This window comes from Sediminihaliea albiluteola (genome assembly GCF_014077625.1).
In the GTDB taxonomy this organism is placed as follows: Bacteria; Pseudomonadota; Gammaproteobacteria; order Pseudomonadales; family Halieaceae; genus Sediminihaliea; species Sediminihaliea albiluteola.
Genome location: NZ_JACFXU010000013.1, coordinates 1190657 through 1208641, shown reverse-complemented (window position 1 = coordinate 1208641; position 17985 = coordinate 1190657). Strand labels below are relative to the sequence as shown.

Annotated in this window: 16 protein-coding genes; 14 read left to right on the top strand and 2 right to left on the bottom strand. The window is 53.2% G+C overall.

Going from position 1 to position 17985, the window contains the following annotated elements:
• Positions 1 to 17: 17 nt before the first annotated feature.
• From H2508_RS06405 to H2508_RS06360, 10 genes are all read left to right on the top strand, one after another.
• Entirely contained in the window at positions 18 to 527 is a 510-nt protein-coding gene (locus tag H2508_RS06405; RefSeq protein WP_235965118.1) for an OmpH family outer membrane protein, read from the top strand.
• A gap of 4 nt (positions 528 to 531) precedes the next feature.
• Positions 532 to 1545, top strand: a complete 1014-nt coding sequence (lpxD, locus tag H2508_RS06400) for a UDP-3-O-(3-hydroxymyristoyl)glucosamine N-acyltransferase (protein WP_182170351.1) — start codon at positions 532 to 534, stop codon at positions 1543 to 1545.
• 20 nt (positions 1546 to 1565) lie between these two features.
• On the top strand, positions 1566 to 1997 hold the full coding sequence (gene fabZ / locus H2508_RS06395; protein ID WP_182170348.1) for a 3-hydroxyacyl-ACP dehydratase FabZ: 432 nt from the start codon (positions 1566 to 1568) through the stop codon (positions 1995 to 1997).
• A gap of 3 nt (positions 1998 to 2000) precedes the next feature.
• Positions 2001 to 2771, top strand: coding sequence for an acyl-ACP--UDP-N-acetylglucosamine O-acyltransferase (gene lpxA, locus H2508_RS06390; protein ID WP_182170345.1), 771 nt, complete (start codon positions 2001 to 2003; stop codon positions 2769 to 2771).
• 6 nt (positions 2772 to 2777) lie between these two features.
• A complete protein-coding gene (lpxB, locus tag H2508_RS06385) occupies positions 2778 to 3917 on the top strand; it encodes a lipid-A-disaccharide synthase (RefSeq protein ID WP_182170343.1) in 1140 nt (379 codons plus the stop codon).
• Complete coding sequence (rnhB, locus tag H2508_RS06380; RefSeq protein ID WP_182170341.1) at positions 3917 to 4519, top strand: ribonuclease HII; 603 nt, start codon at positions 3917 to 3919, stop codon at positions 4517 to 4519. The genes lpxB and rnhB overlap by 1 nt, the downstream gene beginning before the upstream one ends.
• A gap of 168 nt (positions 4520 to 4687) precedes the next feature.
• Positions 4688 to 8176 (top strand): DNA polymerase III subunit alpha, encoded by a 3489-nt coding sequence (dnaE, locus tag H2508_RS06375; protein ID WP_182170339.1) that lies wholly within the window; start codon positions 4688 to 4690, stop codon positions 8174 to 8176.
• Positions 8177 to 8340: 164 nt separating this feature from the next.
• A complete protein-coding gene (locus tag H2508_RS06370) occupies positions 8341 to 9132 on the top strand; it encodes an SDR family oxidoreductase (RefSeq protein ID WP_182170337.1) in 792 nt (263 codons plus the stop codon).
• A gap of 138 nt (positions 9133 to 9270) precedes the next feature.
• Positions 9271 to 10404 carry a helix-turn-helix transcriptional regulator gene (locus H2508_RS06365; RefSeq protein WP_182170335.1) on the top strand — a complete coding sequence of 378 codons (1134 nt, stop codon included), beginning with the start codon at positions 9271 to 9273 and terminating at the stop codon, positions 10402 to 10404.
• Between the two features lie 72 nt (positions 10405 to 10476).
• Positions 10477 to 10716, top strand: coding sequence for a DUF1244 domain-containing protein (locus tag H2508_RS06360; RefSeq protein ID WP_182170333.1), 240 nt, complete (start codon positions 10477 to 10479; stop codon positions 10714 to 10716).
• Between the two features lie 127 nt (positions 10717 to 10843).
• Here H2508_RS06360 and H2508_RS06355 read toward each other — a convergent pair whose 3' ends face one another.
• On the bottom strand, positions 10844 to 11332 hold the full coding sequence (locus tag H2508_RS06355; protein ID WP_182170331.1) for an Hsp20 family protein: 489 nt from the start codon (positions 11330 to 11332) through the stop codon (positions 10844 to 10846).
• Positions 11333 to 11547: 215 nt separating this feature from the next.
• Here H2508_RS06355 and H2508_RS06350 point away from each other — a divergent pair, with 215 nt between their 5' ends.
• Positions 11548 to 13950 (top strand): acyl-CoA dehydrogenase, encoded by a 2403-nt coding sequence (locus tag H2508_RS06350; RefSeq protein ID WP_182170329.1) that lies wholly within the window; start codon positions 11548 to 11550, stop codon positions 13948 to 13950.
• Positions 13951 to 13980: 30 nt separating this feature from the next.
• On the opposite strand, the gene H2508_RS06345 is transcribed toward H2508_RS06350, so the two are convergent.
• Positions 13981 to 15201 (bottom strand): MFS transporter, encoded by a 1221-nt coding sequence (locus tag H2508_RS06345; protein WP_182170327.1) that lies wholly within the window; start codon positions 15199 to 15201, stop codon positions 13981 to 13983.
• A gap of 315 nt (positions 15202 to 15516) precedes the next feature.
• On the opposite strand from H2508_RS06345, the gene H2508_RS06340 reads away from it, so the two are divergent.
• From H2508_RS06340 to H2508_RS06330, 3 genes are all read left to right on the top strand, one after another.
• Positions 15517 to 16437, top strand: coding sequence for a THxN family PEP-CTERM protein (locus H2508_RS06340; protein ID WP_182170324.1), 921 nt, complete (start codon positions 15517 to 15519; stop codon positions 16435 to 16437).
• Between the two features lie 160 nt (positions 16438 to 16597).
• The gene (locus H2508_RS06335; RefSeq protein WP_182170321.1) at positions 16598 to 17362 is read left to right on the top strand and encodes a S1 family peptidase; all 765 of its coding nucleotides are present in this window, start codon (positions 16598 to 16600) and stop codon (positions 17360 to 17362) included.
• A 4-nt stretch (positions 17363 to 17366) separates the two neighbouring features.
• The gene (locus H2508_RS06330; protein WP_182170318.1) at positions 17367 to 17888 is read left to right on the top strand and encodes a low molecular weight protein-tyrosine-phosphatase; all 522 of its coding nucleotides are present in this window, start codon (positions 17367 to 17369) and stop codon (positions 17886 to 17888) included.
• Positions 17889 to 17985: the final 97 nt, after the last annotated feature.

Below are 17985 nucleotides of genomic sequence, written 5' to 3'. Positions count from 1 at the left end.
AGATAATAGTGTCTAGAATGATGAAAATTGCACTGACTGTCGCAGCTTTGCTATTGCCGACAATCGCTTTGGCCCAAGGCAAGATCGCAGTCGTTAACTTGGAGCAGGCGATTCTGCAAACCGATTACGCGCAAAAGCGTCTCGATGAAGTTCGCTCGCAGTCCGATTACAAATCTGACAAGGCTGAGTTTGACAAATTGAAAAATGAGTTCGATAAGTTGCTCAAGGACTACCAGAAAGATGCAGCGGTAATGAGCCAGGAGCAGCAACTATCAGCGCGTAAAAAGATTCAGAGCAAGCAGTCTGACTTAGAGCACGTCACCGGTAAGCTACAGCAAGCTGAACAGTCCGCTGGGCAGGCTTTACTGCAGGAAATGTCACCCAAGGTCCAAGAAGTATTGCGCGACCTGATCAGCAGCGAAGGCATTGGCTTATTGCTGCAGCGCACTTCGGTTATCCACGCTGACGCCGGTTATAGCATCACCGCGAAAGTAACCGATAAGCTGAACCAAAGCGCAGCGAAGTAAGCGCATGTATACGCTCGAGGAGCTCTCAGACTTTCTGGGTATAGCCTTCTCGGGGAAGGCTGGGCGCCGCATTAGCGGGCTTGCATCACTCAGTGCCGCGGGCCCGGATCAGCTCGCATTTCTGGCTAGCCGGAAGTATGAAGAGCAGCTCTTGAGCACTACCGCTGGTGCTGTGATTGTAGCTCCAGCTCTGGCTGATCGATGCCCGGTGGATCACCTGATCGCCGAGGACCCTTACCTGTGCTTCGCGCGGGTCAGCGGCCTGTTTAGCAAAGCGCCAGAGCCAGCGCCGGGAATTCACCCCGCTGCTACGGTTGACAACGCAGCTGATGTTCACAGCAGCGCCTCTATCGCCGCCAATGCAGTGATTGAGGCTGGTGTGGTGATTGCCGCGGATGTGGTCATTGGTGCTAACGTTTATATTGGCCACGGCTGCCGGATTGGTGAGGGCTCGCGAATTTACCCCAATGCAGTATTGAACCACGGAGTGACGGTCGGCAAGTACTGTACCATTCACTCCCAAGCTGTTTTGGGAGCAGATGGTTTTGGCTTTGCCCCGGGGCCCGCTGGCTGGGAAAAAATACACCAGCTCGGTGGCGTCACCTTAGGTGATAGAGTTGAGATTGGGGCCTGCTCCACGGTTGATCGCGGTGCTATTGATGATACCGTCGTTGAAGATGGCGCGATCATCGATAACCTCGTACAAATAGCGCATAACTGCCGGATCGGAAAAAATACCGCGATCGCAGGTTGCGCTGGCTTGGCCGGAAGCACGATTATAGGGGCTAATTGCACGCTCGCCGGCGGCGTGGGTGTAGTTGGCCATGTTGAGATCTGTGACAACGTTCATGTGACCGGCATGACCATGGTAACTAAATCCATTACCGAGCCCGGCTCATACTCTTCCGGTACCCCGATGACCGCCACTCGGGACTGGAAGCGCAACGCAGTACGCTTTGCGCAGCTTGACTCAATTCAACGGCGCCTGACACGTCTCGAAAAACAGCGGGACGAATAATACGGAGGGATAGTTGTCCTATGATGGACATCGCCGAAATACGCAAACATTTACCTCACCGCTACCCCTTCCTGCTAGTTGATCGGGTAGTTGAGATGAAGCTGGGCGAATCGATCGTCGCCTATAAGAACCTGAGTATCAATGAGCCTTTCTTTAATGGGCACTTTCCAGACAAGCCGGTTTTTCCCGGTGTGCTTTTGCTGGAAGCTATGGCTCAAGCAGCGGGTATTCTCGGATTTAAGACGATGAATAAAACACCTGCTGACGGCTCAATTTATTATTTTGTTGGTGCTGATAAGCTGCGCTTCAAGCGTCCCTGTGTACCGGGTGACCGAGTCATGCTGCGCGCATCGATTGTTTCTGATCGCCGCGGTGTGTGGAAGTTTGATGTTAGTTCCGATGTCGATGGCGAGCTTGCCGCATCGGCCACCATTCTTTGTGCCGACCGCTAAAATATGATCCACGAGTCAGCCATTATTGATCCAAAGGCCAAGGTGGCGGATAACGTCACCATTGGGCCATGGAGCTTGATAGGTCCCGAAGTGGAAATCGGGGCGGGTACTATCATTGAGTCCCATGTGGTGATCAAAGGTCCGACTCGCATTGGCGAGAACAACCACATTTATCAGTTCTCAACAGTAGGTGAGGCGACCCCTGATTTGAAATATCGGGATGAGCCCACGCGTCTGGTTATTGGCGATAACAACATCATTCGCGAGAATGTCACCATTCATCGCGGCACAGTGCAGGACCGCTCTGAGACCACTATTGGCAACCACAACCTGATCATGGCTTATGTGCATATTGGCCACGACAGTATTTTGGGTGACCACACTATTTTGGTCAATAACACAGCCCTAGCGGGGCATGTGCGAGTCGGTGACTGGGCTATTCTGAGCGGCTATACACTGGTCCACCAGTTCTGCAAAATCGGTGAACACAGCTTCAGTGGCATGGGCACGGCAATAGGCAAGGATGTGCCAGCTTATGTGACTGTCAGTGGTGCGCCAGCAGAGGCCAAAACAATTAATATTGAAGGCCTGCGTCGCCGAGGTTTCTCTTCTGAAGCGATCAGTCAGCTGCGCCGAGCTTTCAAAATCCTTTACCGTCAGGGCCTGACCCTTGAGCTGGCGCTGCAGCGTTTGGAAACTATGCTGCGCGATACGCCGGAGGTGCAAGTGCTGATCGACTCTGTACGGGCCTCGGAACGCGGTATCGTCCGTTAACAAGCTATGCGCATAGGCATTTTGGCCGGGGAGGCCTCCGGCGATATCCTCGGCTCTCGGGTTTTGGCTGCTCTGCGTGAAAGAGTACCCGAGCTGCAAGTAGAAGGCATTGGAGGGCCCTTAATGGAGGCCCAGGGTCTGCAGAGCATGTTCCCTATGGAGCGGCTCTCGGTGATGGGTTTCGTCGAGCCACTGAAGCGTTTGCCAGAACTGCTGCGTATCCGCCGAGCCCTGTACCGGCATTTTCGTGATAACCCTCCTGACTTATTCCTCGGCATTGATTCCCCCGACTTCAATCTCCGCTTGGAGCGCAAATTGCGCGAAGTGGGAGTTAAGACTGCTCATTTAGTTAGTCCCACGGTCTGGGCTTGGCGCCAGGGACGCATTAAAGGCATTCGCCGTGCCGTTGATCGGGTCCTGTGTTTGTTTCCTTTTGAGTTGCCGATCTACCAGCAGCACAATGTGGCCGCCAGTTTTGTCGGCCACCCGCTGGCTGACGAGATTCCCCGCCAAGTGGACACGCCTGCGGCCAGAGCGGCGCTTGGACTGCCGGTGGATGGCAAAGTGCTGGCGCTGTTACCGGGTTCCCGTGGCGCTGAAGTTAGCCAGCTAGCTCCCTTATTTTTTGAAGCGGCTAGGGCCTTGTGCAGTCGCTTACCTAACTTGCATGTGGTGCTGCCAGCTGCCAATCCAGCGCGTCGCCAACAGCTGGAATTGCTGCTGGCCTCTTACCCGGATTTGCCACTGACGCTGGTCGACGGTCAGTCTCGTGAGATTATGGCTGCCGCCGACGCCGTATTGTTGGCCTCGGGCACTGCCACACTTGAGGCGATGCTGCTAAAGCGACCAATGGTGGTGGCCTATCGAATGTCGCCGATGTCATGGGCCTTGGTATCGCGCCTGGTCAAGACTCCATGGGCCTCGCTGCCTAATATTTTAGCGGGTCGAGCACTGGTGCCAGAGCTGATTCAGAACGATGCTAGCGCCAGCGCGATGTGCGATGCGCTACTGCCCTTGCTGCAGGGCGCAGGAGCGGCGCAAGAGCAGGAGCAGGCCTTTGATGCGATTCATCAGGAGCTTGCACTGGGCTTTGCCCAGCATACGGCCGAGGCCTTACTCGACATGCTCGCCGAAGGTAAGTCTTGATGCAGGATCTATTCACGGTTGATTTTGAAGGGCCCGGTCTCGCGGGTGTCGATGAAGTGGGGCGCGGCCCCCTAGCAGGTGACGTCGTAGCAGCTGCGGTCATATTGGACCCTAAGCGAAGCATTGAGGGCCTGCGCGACTCTAAGAAGCTCAGCCAGCGAAAGCGCGAAGCGCTAGCTGATCAAATCAAACAACAGTCCCTTTGCTGGGCGCTAGCTCGAGCCTCAGTGGCAGAGATTGATTCACTCAATATTCTACAAGCATCCCTGCTGGCTATGCAGCGCGCAGTAGATGCTCTGTCAGTCACCCCGAGCTATGTATTGGTAGATGGCAACCGTCTGCCGCGCTGGGACTACCCCTCCGAACCGGTAGTGAAAGGTGACGACCGGGTGCCTGCTATTGCCGCAGCTTCCATCTTGGCCAAAGTACAGCGCGATCAAGAACTGGTGGCGCTCGATGCAGTCTACCCCGGTTACGGTTTTGCTAAACACAAAGGGTATCCAACAGCGGCACACCTGGCCGCCTTGCAGGAACTGGGCGTGACAGCTGTACATCGGCGCAGTTTTGCTCCAGTTCGGGATATGCTTGAGCCAAAGCCTTAGACAATTCGATTGTCATTGCCGAGCCCCGCGAAGCAGCTGAGCACTCCCTAGCGGATAGCCGCTCTGCGCGCAGTAGCACTGATTAATTAAGCCTCAAAAATCTACTCACACAGTGAAAAGCACAGCTCTTGCTAGCTTGCCCTGAGTGCCAGCGGTAAACTCTCTACCATGACTGAATTCGTACACCTCCGCCTCCATACTGAATACTCCCTTGTCGATGGCATCGTTCGGGTTAAACCCCTGATAGAGCGTAGCGCGAGCCTTGGGATGCCGGCTGTAGCGGTCACTGATGTGGCCAACTTTTACGCCTTAGTGAAAATTTATAAGGCCGCTTTCGCTAAGGGTGTAAAACCCCTATTTGGCGTTGATCTCTACGTCCGCGACAGCGATGAAGAAGAGCGCAGCTTTCTAATCTGTCTGCTAGCAATGAATGATGCAGGCTATCGGAACCTGACCGAGCTGATTTCCAGAGCTTATCTTGAAGGGCAGTATTTAGGGCAGCCCTATGTCAGCAAAGAGTGGCTAGCTGAGCACTCGGAGGGGGTGATCGCGCTGTCTTGTGGCGCGGCAGGTGATGTCGGGCAGGCCTTGCTCGGCGGCAAAGACGATTTAGCAGAGGCGCGGGCCAGACACTGGATGTCAGTTTACCCGGGCCGCTATTACCTCGAGTTGCACCGCACTGGGCGCGAGGGTGATGAGGCCCATCTACACGCCGCTGTAGCTTTAGCTGAGCGCTTGCACTGTCCGGTCGTGGCGACCAACGATGTGCGTTTCCTCGATAGCGATGAGTTCGAAGCGCATGAGGCAAGAGTCTGTATTCGGGAAGGGCGGACACTGGATGATCCGCGGCGTAGCCGTGCTTATACCGAGCAGCAGTATCTGCGGAGTCCGCAGGAGATGGCTGAGCTATTCTCAGATCTACCTGAAGCGCTGGCTAATACCGTAGCTATTGCACGGCGCTGTAATGTCACGCTGGAGCTCGGTAAGCCTTACTTGCCGGACTACCCAGTGCCTGAAGGCCTGAGCATGGAGGAGTACTTCGCACAGCTATCTCACGAGGGTTTGAGTGCGCGTTTAGCGGTGTTGTTTGATACCAGCGCGCCTGATTTTGCCCACACTGAGCAGCGCTATCGCGAGCGCTTGGATTTTGAGCTCAACACAATCAATGAGATGGGCTTTCCAGGCTACTTCTTGATTGTGATGGACTTTATCCGCTGGGCTAAGCAGCACGATATTCCCGTTGGCCCCGGTCGAGGTTCAGGTGCTGGATCACTAGTGGCTTATGCCCTGGAAATTACCGATATCGATCCGCTGCAATACGATCTACTGTTTGAGCGCTTCCTGAACCCTGAGCGGGTATCGATGCCAGACTTTGACGTCGACTTCTGTATGGAGAAGCGCGACCGGGTTATTGAGTACGTCGCTGATACTTATGGCCGCGATGCGGTATCGCAAATCATCACCTTTGGCACCATGGCAGCTAAGGCTGTGGTGCGCGATGTCGCCCGGGTGCAAGGAAAGGCCTATGGCCTGGCCGATAAGCTATCAAAAATGATTCCATTCGAAGTGGGCATGACACTGTCCAAGGCGATCGAGCAGGAAGAAACACTGCGGGACTTTTTAGATGAGGACAGCCAGGCTCAGGAAATCTGGGATATGGCGGTGCAACTCGAAGGCATCACCCGCAACGTCGGTAAGCACGCTGGGGGGGTGGTTATTGCGCCCTCTCGCCTGACCGACTTTTCACCCCTCTACTGTGATGAGACCGGCAGTGGACTAGTCACCCAGTACGATAAGGGTGATGTAGAAGATGCCGGGCTGGTCAAATTTGACTTCTTAGGGCTGCGGACCCTGACCATTATTCACTGGGCCTTGAAAATGGTCGATGAAGTGCGTGCCGCGGCCGGGGAAGAGCCGCTAGATATTACGCAACTGCCCTTAGATGATGCCGCCAGTTTCCAGTTGCTGCAGTCGGCTGAAACTACCGCGGTGTTCCAGCTTGAATCTCGGGGCATGAAAGACCTAATTAAGCGCCTGCGACCGGATAGCTTTGAAGACATCATCGCCCTTGTGGCCTTATTTCGGCCAGGGCCTTTGCAGTCTGGCATGGTAGATAACTTCATCAACCGTAAGCACGGGCGTGAGGCGATTTCTTACCCTGATGCCCAATATCAGCACGAGTGGCTGGAGCCTATTCTAAAGCCTACCTACGGCATCATCCTGTATCAGGAGCAGGTGATGCAGATCGCACAGGAATTGGCCGGCTATACCCTTGGTGGTGCGGACATGCTGCGCCGTGCGATGGGTAAGAAAAAACCCGAAGAGATGGCCAAACAGCGCAGTATTTTTGCTGAGGGTGCAGCAAGTAAAGGCGTTGATGCCGAGCTGGCGATGAAGATATTTGACCTTGTGGAAAAGTTTGCTGGCTACGGTTTTAACAAGTCGCACTCGGCAGCTTATGCACTGGTCTCTTATCAAACCGCCTGGTTGAAGGCGCACTATCCAGCGCCCTTTATGGCGGCGGTGATGAGCTCAGAACTAGACAACACCGACAAGATTGTGGTGTTTGTCGAAGAGTGTCGGCGTATGGATTTGTCCCTCAAGTTGCCCGATGTGAACGAGGGGCAGTATATGTTCACCGTCAATCCGGCGATGGACATCATCTATGGCCTGGGAGCCATTAAAGGACTGGGTGAAGGGCCGATCGAGAATATACTCAAGGCGCGGGAAGAGGGTGGCCCTTTCACTGATCTTTTTGATTTTTGTGCCCGTACCGATCCGCGCAAGGTCAATCGTCGCGCTATAGAGGCACTGATTCGCTCGGGAGCTTTTGACTCGCTGGGCGTCGAGCGCTGGATTTTGATGAGCAGTGTCGATGATGCGCTTAAAGCTGCCGAACAGAGTGCTAGCAACCGCGACAGCGGTATGGCAGACCTCTTTGGTGAAGTACTGGCAGGCCCAGTGGATAGCGGTGATGATGTCTATGCGGCGTTTCGCGAAGTGCGGCCATGGACAGGTAAAGAGCGCCTCGGCGGAGAGAAGGATACTCTAGGCTTGTATGTCACCGGCCACCCGATCGATGATTACGAATCCGAAGTGCGGATGTTTGCTCCAACTCGAATTGCTGACCTGCGTGCTGACAAGCAAGGTAGCCAAGTACTGGCCGGCTTGATTGTCGCTACCCGCACGATGAAGACTAAGCGCGGCGATACGATGGCCATTCTGCAATTGGATGACCGCAGTGCTAGGATTGAAGTAACCGTTTACGCAGAGGCATATAACGCCCACCGCGATCTACTGGTAAAAGACAGCATTGTGATTGTAGAGGGAGCCGTTGCCCACGATGACTACTCCGGTGGTCTGGCAATGCGGGTGCGCGAAGTGCGGAGTCTGTTACAGGCGCGACAAGATTACGCCTCAGAGCTGCGCCTTGAAATTCATCGGGACATGGTCGATGAGCACTTTGCTGATTGGTTGGCACAGACCTTAAGTAGCGCTGCTGGCGGAAGCTGTCCCGTTGCACTGTCTTATTCTCAGCCTGATAACCGCGCGCGGGTGAGGTTGGGTGAGCGCTGGCAAGTGCTGCCTTCGGATGAGCTCATTGAAGCATTGCGCGAGCGTATAGGCAGTGAGCGTGTGGCACTGCAATATGCCTGATTTACCTTGAGGTCAAGGCCTGCTAGATAGCTCACCCTTTCGGGTGGTGTATCAGCTATGCAAAGCTGTCATTGTCTAGGGCACTCAGCCGCGCTTTGCGCAGATTTTTGCTGCTATAGTGGCAGCGCTTTTCTAGTGATAAAAAAAACTCGGAGCACAAAAAGATGTTATTGAAAGACAAGGTTGTGATTGTCTCAGGTATCGGTCCCGGCCTCGGTCAGGAGTTATCGACACTGGCCGCCAAAGAAGGTGCCGCAGCAGTTGTCTTAGCGGCTCGAACTGAAGCCAAACTAGATGCTGCTGAGCAGGAAATTCGAGATTTAGGCTTGGACACAAAGGTTTTAAAGGTCCCCACTGATATTAGCGATGTCGCTCAGTGTCAAAATCTTGCAGATAAAACGACAGAAGCTTTTGGTCGCATCGATGTGTTGTTTAATAGCGCCTACGATGCCGGTAACTTTGAACCGATCGCCGAGGCCGACCTCGATGGCTGGCGGCGCAGCATGGAAGTGAACTTCTTTGGCAGTATGCAGCTCACACAGGCCTGTGTGCCCGCTATGCGTAAAGCCGGTGGTGGGGCCATTGTCATGATTGCGACCATGGTAGAGCACAAGCCACTGGCGACCCAAGGTGGTTACGGTGCCTCTAAGGCAGCCCTGCGCAATGCCACTAAGCACTTGGCCTTAGAGCTAGGGGCTGACAATATTCGCGTTAACAGCGCCCACATGGGGTGGATGTGGGGCCCCTCAGTGGAAGGCTATTTTGATTGGCAGGTGCAAGAAACTGGCCGCTCGAAAGAAGAAATGATTGCCGAAGTGACGCGTAATATTCCTCTGGGCATTATCCCCGACGACGCCGATTGCGCCAAAGCGGCAGTGTTCCTTGCCTCCGATTATGCAGCGGTAGTTACCGGAGCGGCGCTGGATGTTAACGGCGGCGAGTATATGCCCGTCTAAAACCGGCAAGATGGGCTTGGTCTGGGCTGGGTACTGCGCGATCTAGCCCTCGCCTTTATAGCCCGAGCACATTTTCAGGGTATTTGACCCTGTGCGCTGCAACTCCGACAATATGCCCATTTACTGGGATCTGTCCACGTGACTCGCAGCTACACAATTTCTGAGCCAATGAACGCACTGCTACTGGCCCTGTCCCGTGGGCCGGTGGCGGATCCGCCGTGGGAAGAGTTTTTGCGTTTGTTGGGAGAAGCACTCGACGCCGACTATGTGACACTTATTCTGCGCGCCCCTCGAGAGGGGGATGCCGGTGTGGTGATTAATTCTGTGGAGTTGTCATCTGAAATCTACGACTCCTACAACGAAACTTATTTCGCCATAGACCCCTTTGTTAACTTGCCGGCTGGGGAAGTGTTTACCATTGAAGAGTTTATGTCTGCTGAGGCTTATTACGCTTCAGATTACTATCAGCAGTATGTAAAGAGCACCGGAATTCGCTATTTGATGGGCGCTGATCTAGGTGATGATTTAGGGAACAGTGCGCGTCTACGCTTTGCCAGGCTGGCGGCCAAAGAGAATTTTTCTACATATCAGCAGGCGCTGTGCCGACAGCTCTTACCCCATATCCAGCAGACTCTGCGTTTGCAAGCAAGGATCGCACGAGTCGAGAGTGAGCGCGCATTATTCGCCACTGCGGTTGACCGGATGGCGATGGCCGCTTTTATTTTGGATCAAAATGCTCGCATCCGACACAGTAATCGCGCCGCCGAAGCACTGTTGGCTCAGAAGGGTTGGATGCAGTCCGAAGATGGACAGCTGCGATTAGTTGACCGCCGTGACAATGCCGCCTTTCGCGCCTGCCTCGATGATGTGATGCAGGCCCATTTACGCGGCGAACCATCTTTTATCAGGGCCCTGCGCTTGGGTACAGCGGGTGGCCCTGGGATTGGCATGCTAATGCGTCCGCTGCCACTAGCAGCAGCGCCAGATGGCAGCCGCAACCCCTCGGTAGCGATTTTTGTGTCAGACCCCGCTCAGCCTCGCGAAACACAATCGGACATACTGATGACCTTATTCGGCTTTACTCCTGCCGAAGCTAAGCTTGCTTTACAGTTGGCCAATGGCGCTAGCTTGGACGAGGCTTGTAGGGCGCTGAATATATCGCGCAACACAGCTAAGTCGCATTTGAGTGCGGTATTTGCCAAGACTGGTGTGACTCGACAAACAGGCTTAGTGCAACTGATCTTAAGAAGTGTCGCACATCTGGGGGATTGAGGGGCTTAGTTAAGCGCTCTAGAAGCACATGTTCTAAAACACAGTTAAATATCAATGGATTAGGAGAGTAGAGTGTCAAATAGTGAAGCAATTGAAGCAGCAGCCTTCCGTCGTTTACTGCAGCACCTCGATAGCCGCAAAGATGTGCAGAACATCGATTTGATGGAGCTCGCAGGCTTTTGCCGTAACTGCTTAGCCAAGTGGTATATGGCAGCGGCGGAAGAGGCGGGGCAGGAGATCGATTATGATGCCGCTCGGGAGCGGGTCTATGGTATGCCTTATAGCGAATGGAAGGAAAAGTATCAGAAGTAGCTAAGCAAGCTGGACGGTAAGCTTTTGATCGCTGATAAGGTGGAGCAAAGCTTTGAGAGGCATCTGCCCCTCAAAGCTAAATTTTCTGTACTAGTTAGGGGCCCGAGGTAAGCGGGCCCCATTGGCCTTAGGCGGCCTGCTGCTTGTCAGTGGCTTTGCTTTCAGCAGTGCTACTATCGTGCTCTAAGGCATCATCGCCCTTGCTAATAGCAATTCGGCGGGGCTTCATAGCTTCTGGTATCTGCTTAAGCAGCTGGATAGTTAGCAAGCCGTGCTCCAATGTGGCTCCCCTAACTTCCACGTGCTCAGCCAAATTAAACTTGCGCTCAAAAGCGCGGTTAGCGATACCGCGATGTAGGTACTTGCGCTCAGCTTCCTCTTCTTTGCGGCCGCTAACAGTGAGTACTCCGCCTTCAACATGGATGTCGAGTTCACTGAGCTTAAAGCCTGCAACGGCTAGGGTAATGGCATAACGCGAATCGTCCAGCGACTCAATATTATAAGGCGGGTAGCCAGAGCCGGCAGTGTCGTTACGAAAAGCGGCATCTAAGAGTGAGGCCATGCGGTCAAAGCCGACGCTGTTACGGTATAAAGGGCTAAAATCGATTGTGTTCATTACATATTCTCCTAAAGAAGCAACACGTTTTAATCATTGAACTGGTCGAAGGTCGCTCTGTGTAAGACACGCCCCGACACTTATATAGATGGGACTTAATTGTTGAAATTCAAGTCCTAGCAAGCGCCCTTAACTAGGATGTTTGGGTATTTTCCTAAAACTGTGCCACAGTGGGGGCTAGCACTAGCTTTGCTTTAATCCTCAAGGAGGACTCCATGCTGATCACTCTTTTGCTTGCTGTCGCTGTATTAGCGGCTTTGTTGTACTACCGAGTTAGTCTTGTCGCTAGCTCAATCACTATGGTGTTGAGCGTATTCGTGCTGACATTGTTTGAGTCGGCTATGTGGTGGCTACTGTGGCCAGTGCTGGCGCTTGTGCTAGTACTAAACTACGCGCCTCTGCGGCTGAAACTACTCAGTCGTCCAGTCTACAATTTGCTGGCCAAGGCCATGCCCCCGATGAGCACTACCGAGAGAGAGGCGCTAGAAGCCGGTACCACGTGGTGGGAAAAGGATCTGTTTAGTGGCCAGCCCGACTGGTCAAAGTTCAGCGCTATTACATCACCCACATTGAGCGAGCAGGAGCAGTCTTTTCTCGATAATGAGGTGGAGACGCTCTGTGGCATGATCGATGAGTGGGAAGTTCATAAAAAACAGGATCTAAGTGAAGAGACTTGGGCCTACCTGAAAAAGGCGGGTTTTTTGGGCCTGATCATTCCCGAAGAATATGGTGGCCGAAATTTTAGTGCTTATGCGCAAAGTCGGATTATGAGCAAAATCGCCAGCCGTTCGATTACCGGCGCCGTGACAGCGATGGTGCCTAACTCATTGGGGCCAGGCGAGCTACTGATGAAGTACGGTACGCAAGAGCAAAAACAACGCTGGCTGCCAGGGCTTGCCAGCGGCGATGAAATCCCCTGCTTTGGCTTAACCGGGCCAGAGGTTGGCTCTGATGCCGGGGCGATACCAGACCTGGGCATTGTTTGTCGCGGTGAACACGAGGGGCAGGAAGTGCTGGGCCTGCGCCTCACGTTTCGCAAGCGCTGGATCACCTTGGCGCCAGTGGCTACGGTGGTCGGCTTGGCTTTCAAGCTAGAAGACCCCGAGGGCCTGTTAGGTGACACTGCCAAAGTAGATTACGGAATTACCTGTGCCCTGCTGCCAGCTGACCATCCAGGGGTGGAAATAGGCACGCGGCACAATCCCGGCACACCTTTTATGAACGGGCCGATCCGCGGCGAGGATGTCTTCATTCCGATCGACTGGATTATTGGTGGCGCTGAAATGGCCGGTAAAGGCTGGCGTATGCTGATCGAGTGTCTGGGTATAGGGCGGGGTATTTCCCTGCCGGCATTGGCCACAGCGAGCGGTGAAATGAACTACCTGACTGTGGGAGCCTTCTCCCGCATACGCCGTCAATTCAATATCGAAATTGGCAAGTTTGAAGGCGTGCAGGAAGCTACAGCTGACATAGCCGCCACAGCCTTCACTCTGGAGGCAATGCGTGAATTAGTGACTCGCGGCTTGGCTGATGGCGCCCCATCGGTGGTCACTGCCATGGCTAAATATCACGCCACGGAGTTAATGCGTAGCAGCGTCAATCACGGTATGGATGTAGTGGCTGGCCGAGCAATCCAGATGGGGCCGCGCAATTTCATGGCTTTTGCCTATCGCGGTATTCCAGTTGCCATTACCGTAGAGGGCGCCAATATATTGACCCGCTCGTTAATGATTTTCGGCCAGGGTGCAATGCGTTGCCACCCTTATCTATACGATGAAATGCAAACCCTTGAGGCCTCTGACCCTGAAGCGGGGGTGCGGGCTTTTGATCCCTTGCTGATGCGACACTTGGCCCATGTGTTCTCCAATATTGCGCGACTTAGCCTATTCGGCCTGAGCGCTTCACGCTTTAGCCCTACCCCCACTGAGGTGGATGAATTTGGCAAGCGCTGGTATCAGCATATTAATCATATGAGTGCCGCATTGGCGGTATGCTCCGATATGGCACTAGCTGTGCTGGGGGGTGAGCTCAAACGTCGCGAGTTACTGTCGGCGCGTCTTGGCGATGTCCACAGCCAGCTGTTTATCGCCTGTAGTTTGCTCAAGTTTCGCGAGAGCCAGTCTCCGAGTGAGGCTGTGGATATCCACGCCGATTTTGCACTGACTCAGGCACTGTATCGAGCGCAGACGGCATTGCTGGTGTTTCTGGAGAACTTCCCCCAGCGCTGGCTCGCTTGCTTGTTGCGCGTCATCTGCCTGCCTCTTGGGCGTATACACCGCCAGCCTAGTGATGATCAGATACGTCGCTTAGGTGACTTAATTATGCAGCCTAGCTCAGTGCGGTCACTCCTGCTCTCGAAGGTCTACATGCCTGAGGATGCTGAGGATGCTGTGGGGCGTGTTGAGCGCACTTATCAGACGCTGCTGCAGGTAGATGACACTTGGCAGCGCTTTAATCAAGCTTGGAGAAAAGGCCAAGTCTCTGGAGTAGATTTACAGACTGCCTTGAACGATGCGGTGGCCAAAGAAGTGATTAGTGAAGAAGCGGCTGCGGGTATTGCGCACTATGATGCACTGCGCTTTGACTGTGTGCTGACAGATGACTTTGAGCAGCTGTAGGCATATATGCCTACAGCTGCCTGAGAGCGTTTAGTTGCTGGCGGCTGCTGAGCTCGCCGGCATTTTCAAACGGAATAGTATCAGCGCCGAAACAACCAGTAGGCCACAGTAGAGCCAAAAGGCGTTGCTGTAACTGCCAGTGAGATCGTGGATGTAACCTGTGATCACGAAGCTGGGCATTACCAGCAGTGTAATCAATGGGTTCATCAGGCCCATAACCTTACCGTAACTAGCTACACCGAATACTACCGCTAGCATTGCCCCCCAGACTGGCAGCATGCCACCGGATGCGAGGCCTATCACGGCACAGGCGACTACGGTGAGAGCGTAAGATGGCTCTAAGAGCAGGATTCCAAGCCCAACTAAGATTAACACGATAGCTATCCAAAGCCCCAGTCGCAGGCTGATTTTATCTGCTGCCATGCCAAAAATAATCTTACCCGCCAGGCCAAAACCGGCAATCACTCCCATTAACAGGCTGGCAGCTTCTAAGGTAATGCCAGTGTCTTCAGCATAGGGTACTAAGTTGGCCATTAAGGCCGAGTAGACGCTGAATATCAGGCCAATGGAAAGGCCGATAGTCCAGTAGGCTGGGTGGCGCAAGATCGCTTTTAGGTCAATGGCCGGTACCGCACTTTCGTTAGAGTCGTTGGTCTCTGCACCATCTGGATACATGCCCAGCTCTGATGGGTGGCTTCTAATCACTAGAATCATTAGGGGTAGCACGAAAAGCATAACTACATAGGACAGGTAGAGTAGTGCGTTGCGCCAGCCGGCTTCTGCAATCCAGTCACCAATAACCACCGGTAATAGCAAGCCGCCCACGGAGGTTCCAACAGCCGCTATACCAAGGGCTTGGCCTCTTTTTTTACTAAACCAGCGGGAAACAGTGGTCGAGCCTGTGAGTGGTCCCAACAATAAACTACCGAAACTTACCGAAATGCCAAATATCACCACAAAGTGCCAGATACTTTGACTTAAGGACATACCATAGAGTCCGGCGGCAAATATGATTGCTCCAGCGGTCATTAAAACTCGGATCGACATGCGATCAACCAAAGAGCCGATCACTGGCGATAGTATTAAGCCAGCGACGGTGACTGCAGTCATGCCGAGATTGACTTGGGCTCTGCTGGCGCCGAACTCTTCTTGTAGCGGAACCATGAAGAGGCCGAAGGAATAGGTCATAAAACCAATGATAAAAAGCTGGGCGATGAAGACGCCGCTGACGATACGCCAACCGTAGAACATAGTACTCACTATCCATATTAAAAGTATTTGGCACACTATATCGTAGTCTGATGCGAGTGGCTTCCCCAAAATACAGTTTGTAAAGAAGATGCTAGGACTGGTTTAAAACTGTCAGCTTCTTTAACACTATGCACATTTTGTCCTTCCGCTGTTTTTGTAAGATTCTGATTTATATTGTTTTTATGATATTTGGCATTGAGCTTGCTTTATCTATTGTGAAGGATGATCTCGCTCATTCGAACGAGGCAGGTTAAGGAAGACAGGGTTGCTGGGCGCTACGCGCAACAGTTACCCAAAATATAATGGAGAAGGATTATGAAACTTACTTTTGCTAAAGCAGTCGCCGTTGGCTCGGCGCTAGCATTATCAGCGCAGGCTAACGCAGCGCTGGTTACCGATTGGGACTGGGCTCTTCTCTCTATGTGGGAAAACGCCTTGCTTGTGAATGGCAATCCAGTCCCAACTCAGGAAGGACCAATGGTGGTCAACCCAGCAAACTTTGGTGGCGTAGAGGGCTACTCAAAAATCGCCTGGGGTAACGAAGCAAACCAGAGCGCGCTCAGTATTACAAATGGTGCAATGGGCTCAATCGAAGCAGCTGATGGCGATACAGTGGCTGTTGAAGGTGCCAACACCACAACCTTTGATGGGATGCGTACCCAGTTTGCACTGACCGATCAGGGCGGTGGTCTGTATGCCGATATTGTTGGCGGCAGTACTTACACTCATGACAACTTCCCTATTACCGGTTCAACACTCGATACCGTTACATTGACTCAGTGGTTCGGGCTCGCTCAAGCCAATGCAGCGAACGACTTCACTAGCTTGACAGTTAACCCTCCAGTTAACCCGAGTCTGATCAACATTGACTTTTTTGAGACGCCTAACCAAGGCGGGTGTTTCGACGCCTCTGTCTCAGAATGCGATGATGTGTTCTTGGTGCTGAACCCAGAGCAGTTATCATTTAGCTTTGTTCAAGCTGGTTATAAGTACACCTTCGAGGTGCTACTGGACGGTAACGGTCTCATGCCACTGCCTGCCAGTGCTTGTGCGCAAGTGGGTGTCGGCCCCGGTTGTATCGGTTTGCAGACTCAGGAGAATCAATCCAACGAGTTTCACTTTGACATGAAGCTTTCAGCTCGAGAAGTTGCCGAGCCCTCAATCCTTGCACTGATGGGGCTAGGCTTACTAGGTGTAGGTTTTACACGCCGCCGTCGCGGTCAGTCTAAAGCCTAAGCTTTAGTACTAACTTCCACTTGGCTTAGGCCGAGTGAAATACTAAAACCACCCCTCTGGGTGGTTTTTTATTCTCAGCAATAAATTTATAGCTTTAGCGTGATGCTGGCATATTGTTAATACATGTATTGGCCATGATTAGGCTGGGGGTGAAAGTTTGATGCGAGTGATTGTCCTATTGAGCATTCTGCTCGGTGCAGCAGTCCCAAGTAGTTTGCAGGCTCAGGAAATAGATGAGCTTGTAGCTAGAGTAGCATCATCAGTAGTGGGCATCGGCGCGCTCACTAAAAGTTTGCCGCAGCGGGGAAGCCAAGGCCCGGTACGTTTTTTTGGCAGCGGCTTTGTACTGGAAGGTGGTGGGCGGGTCGCCAGCAGTTGGCACGTAGTTGATAATGAGCTTGGGCCAACAGAGACGCTGGTGGTTTTTGCTGGTCAAGGTCAGGAGGTGCGCGCATACGCAGCTCAGCTAGCCCAGGTAGACCGCAGCCATGATCTGGCAATATTAGAGCTTGTCGGCGCTGGCAATTTACATGGTCTGAGTCTAGCTGATGGAGCCTTATTGGCGCCGGGTCGCTCAGTGGCCTTTACCGGCTTTCCAACAGGTATCTTGGGAGGGATCTATCCCGTGACCCACCGCGGTATGGTATCTGCGATAGTGCCTGCAGCACGCCCCGTGCGCTCGGCTGAAAATTTATCGGCGATGCAGCTACGCGCGCGCAAATCAGGTTATATGACTTATCAGTTGGATGCTGAGGTGTTACCGGGGCAGAGCGGCAGTCCAGTGTATGACATTGAAAAGGGTAAAGTGGTGGCGGTGGTGCAGGGCAGTCTCAGTGCAAGTAGTCCCTTGTCGGATAGCAAGTTGCCGTCCCGCATTAGTTTTGCTGTACCGGTGCGTTATTTAAACGCCTTGCTGGAGCCCTAAGCTAATGCAATTTTTTCAAAGAGCTAAGTGGCTGTTTTTCCCTGCTAAGTGCAGTGTCATGTTTGTATGCAAGGCGAATCTCTGCCGCTCACCTATGGCGCAGGGCATGCTTCAGCACTACTTGCGAGTGCGGGGCTTAAGTTCAGTGATACGAGTCGAGTCGGCGGGGACCGAGGTGTCGATGTCGGGCCGAGCGCCAGATCCGCGCGCTGTGCGGGCCTTGGCAGGCAGGGCTATTGATATTGCAGGCTTGCGCTCTCGTCCCCTCGCAGCAAGCGACTTTATGTACTTCGACTATGTGCTGGCTTTAGATGAGGCGGTACTCACAGAACTGCAAAAGAGCTGTCCTAGTTCCGCTCAGGCAGAAGTTAAAGCCTTGCTATCTTTTGTGCCAGGAGCTGAGTCTTTGGATGTGCCTGACCCATACTTTGGTGCGCAAGCTGGTTTTGAGGTGGTTTATCAGTCATTAATTCCCGCGATCGAAAATCTTGCCGACGATATTGTTGCCAGGCTTCGGACTCGGTGAGTATTTTCTTTACGCTAATGCTCTGCGGGACTAGTCTTAAGCGGAGCAGCTGCACGATTATTAGCTTCGGCAGGTATGCCAAGCTTGGAGGGCGGTA

Bases quoted from the DNA above. Each gene is read 5' to 3' on its own strand.
- H2508_RS06405 (WP_235965118.1), top strand. From the start codon at position 18: ATGATGAAAATTGCACTGACTGTCGCAGCTTTGCTATTGCCGACAATC.
- lpxD (WP_182170351.1), top strand. From the start codon at position 532: ATGTATACGCTCGAGGAGCTCTCAGACTTTCTGGGTATAGCCTTCTCG.
- fabZ (WP_182170348.1), top strand. From the start codon at position 1,566: ATGATGGACATCGCCGAAATACGCAAACATTTACCTCACCGCTACCCC.
- lpxA (WP_182170345.1), top strand. From the start codon at position 2,001: ATGATCCACGAGTCAGCCATTATTGATCCAAAGGCCAAGGTGGCGGAT.
- lpxB (WP_182170343.1), top strand. From the start codon at position 2,778: ATGCGCATAGGCATTTTGGCCGGGGAGGCCTCCGGCGATATCCTCGGC.
- rnhB (WP_182170341.1), top strand. From the start codon at position 3,917: ATGCAGGATCTATTCACGGTTGATTTTGAAGGGCCCGGTCTCGCGGGT.
- dnaE (WP_182170339.1), top strand. From the start codon at position 4,688: ATGACTGAATTCGTACACCTCCGCCTCCATACTGAATACTCCCTTGTC.
- H2508_RS06370 (WP_182170337.1), top strand. From the start codon at position 8,341: ATGTTATTGAAAGACAAGGTTGTGATTGTCTCAGGTATCGGTCCCGGC.
- H2508_RS06355 (WP_182170331.1), bottom strand. From the start codon at position 11,332: ATGAACACAATCGATTTTAGCCCTTTATACCGTAACAGCGTCGGCTTT.
- H2508_RS06350 (WP_182170329.1), top strand. From the start codon at position 11,548: ATGCTGATCACTCTTTTGCTTGCTGTCGCTGTATTAGCGGCTTTGTTG.
- H2508_RS06345 (WP_182170327.1), bottom strand. From the start codon at position 15,201: ATGTTCTACGGTTGGCGTATCGTCAGCGGCGTCTTCATCGCCCAGCTT.
- H2508_RS06340 (WP_182170324.1), top strand. From the start codon at position 15,517: ATGAAACTTACTTTTGCTAAAGCAGTCGCCGTTGGCTCGGCGCTAGCA.
- H2508_RS06335 (WP_182170321.1), top strand. From the start codon at position 16,598: ATGCGAGTGATTGTCCTATTGAGCATTCTGCTCGGTGCAGCAGTCCCA.
- H2508_RS06330 (WP_182170318.1), top strand. From the start codon at position 17,367: ATGCAATTTTTTCAAAGAGCTAAGTGGCTGTTTTTCCCTGCTAAGTGC.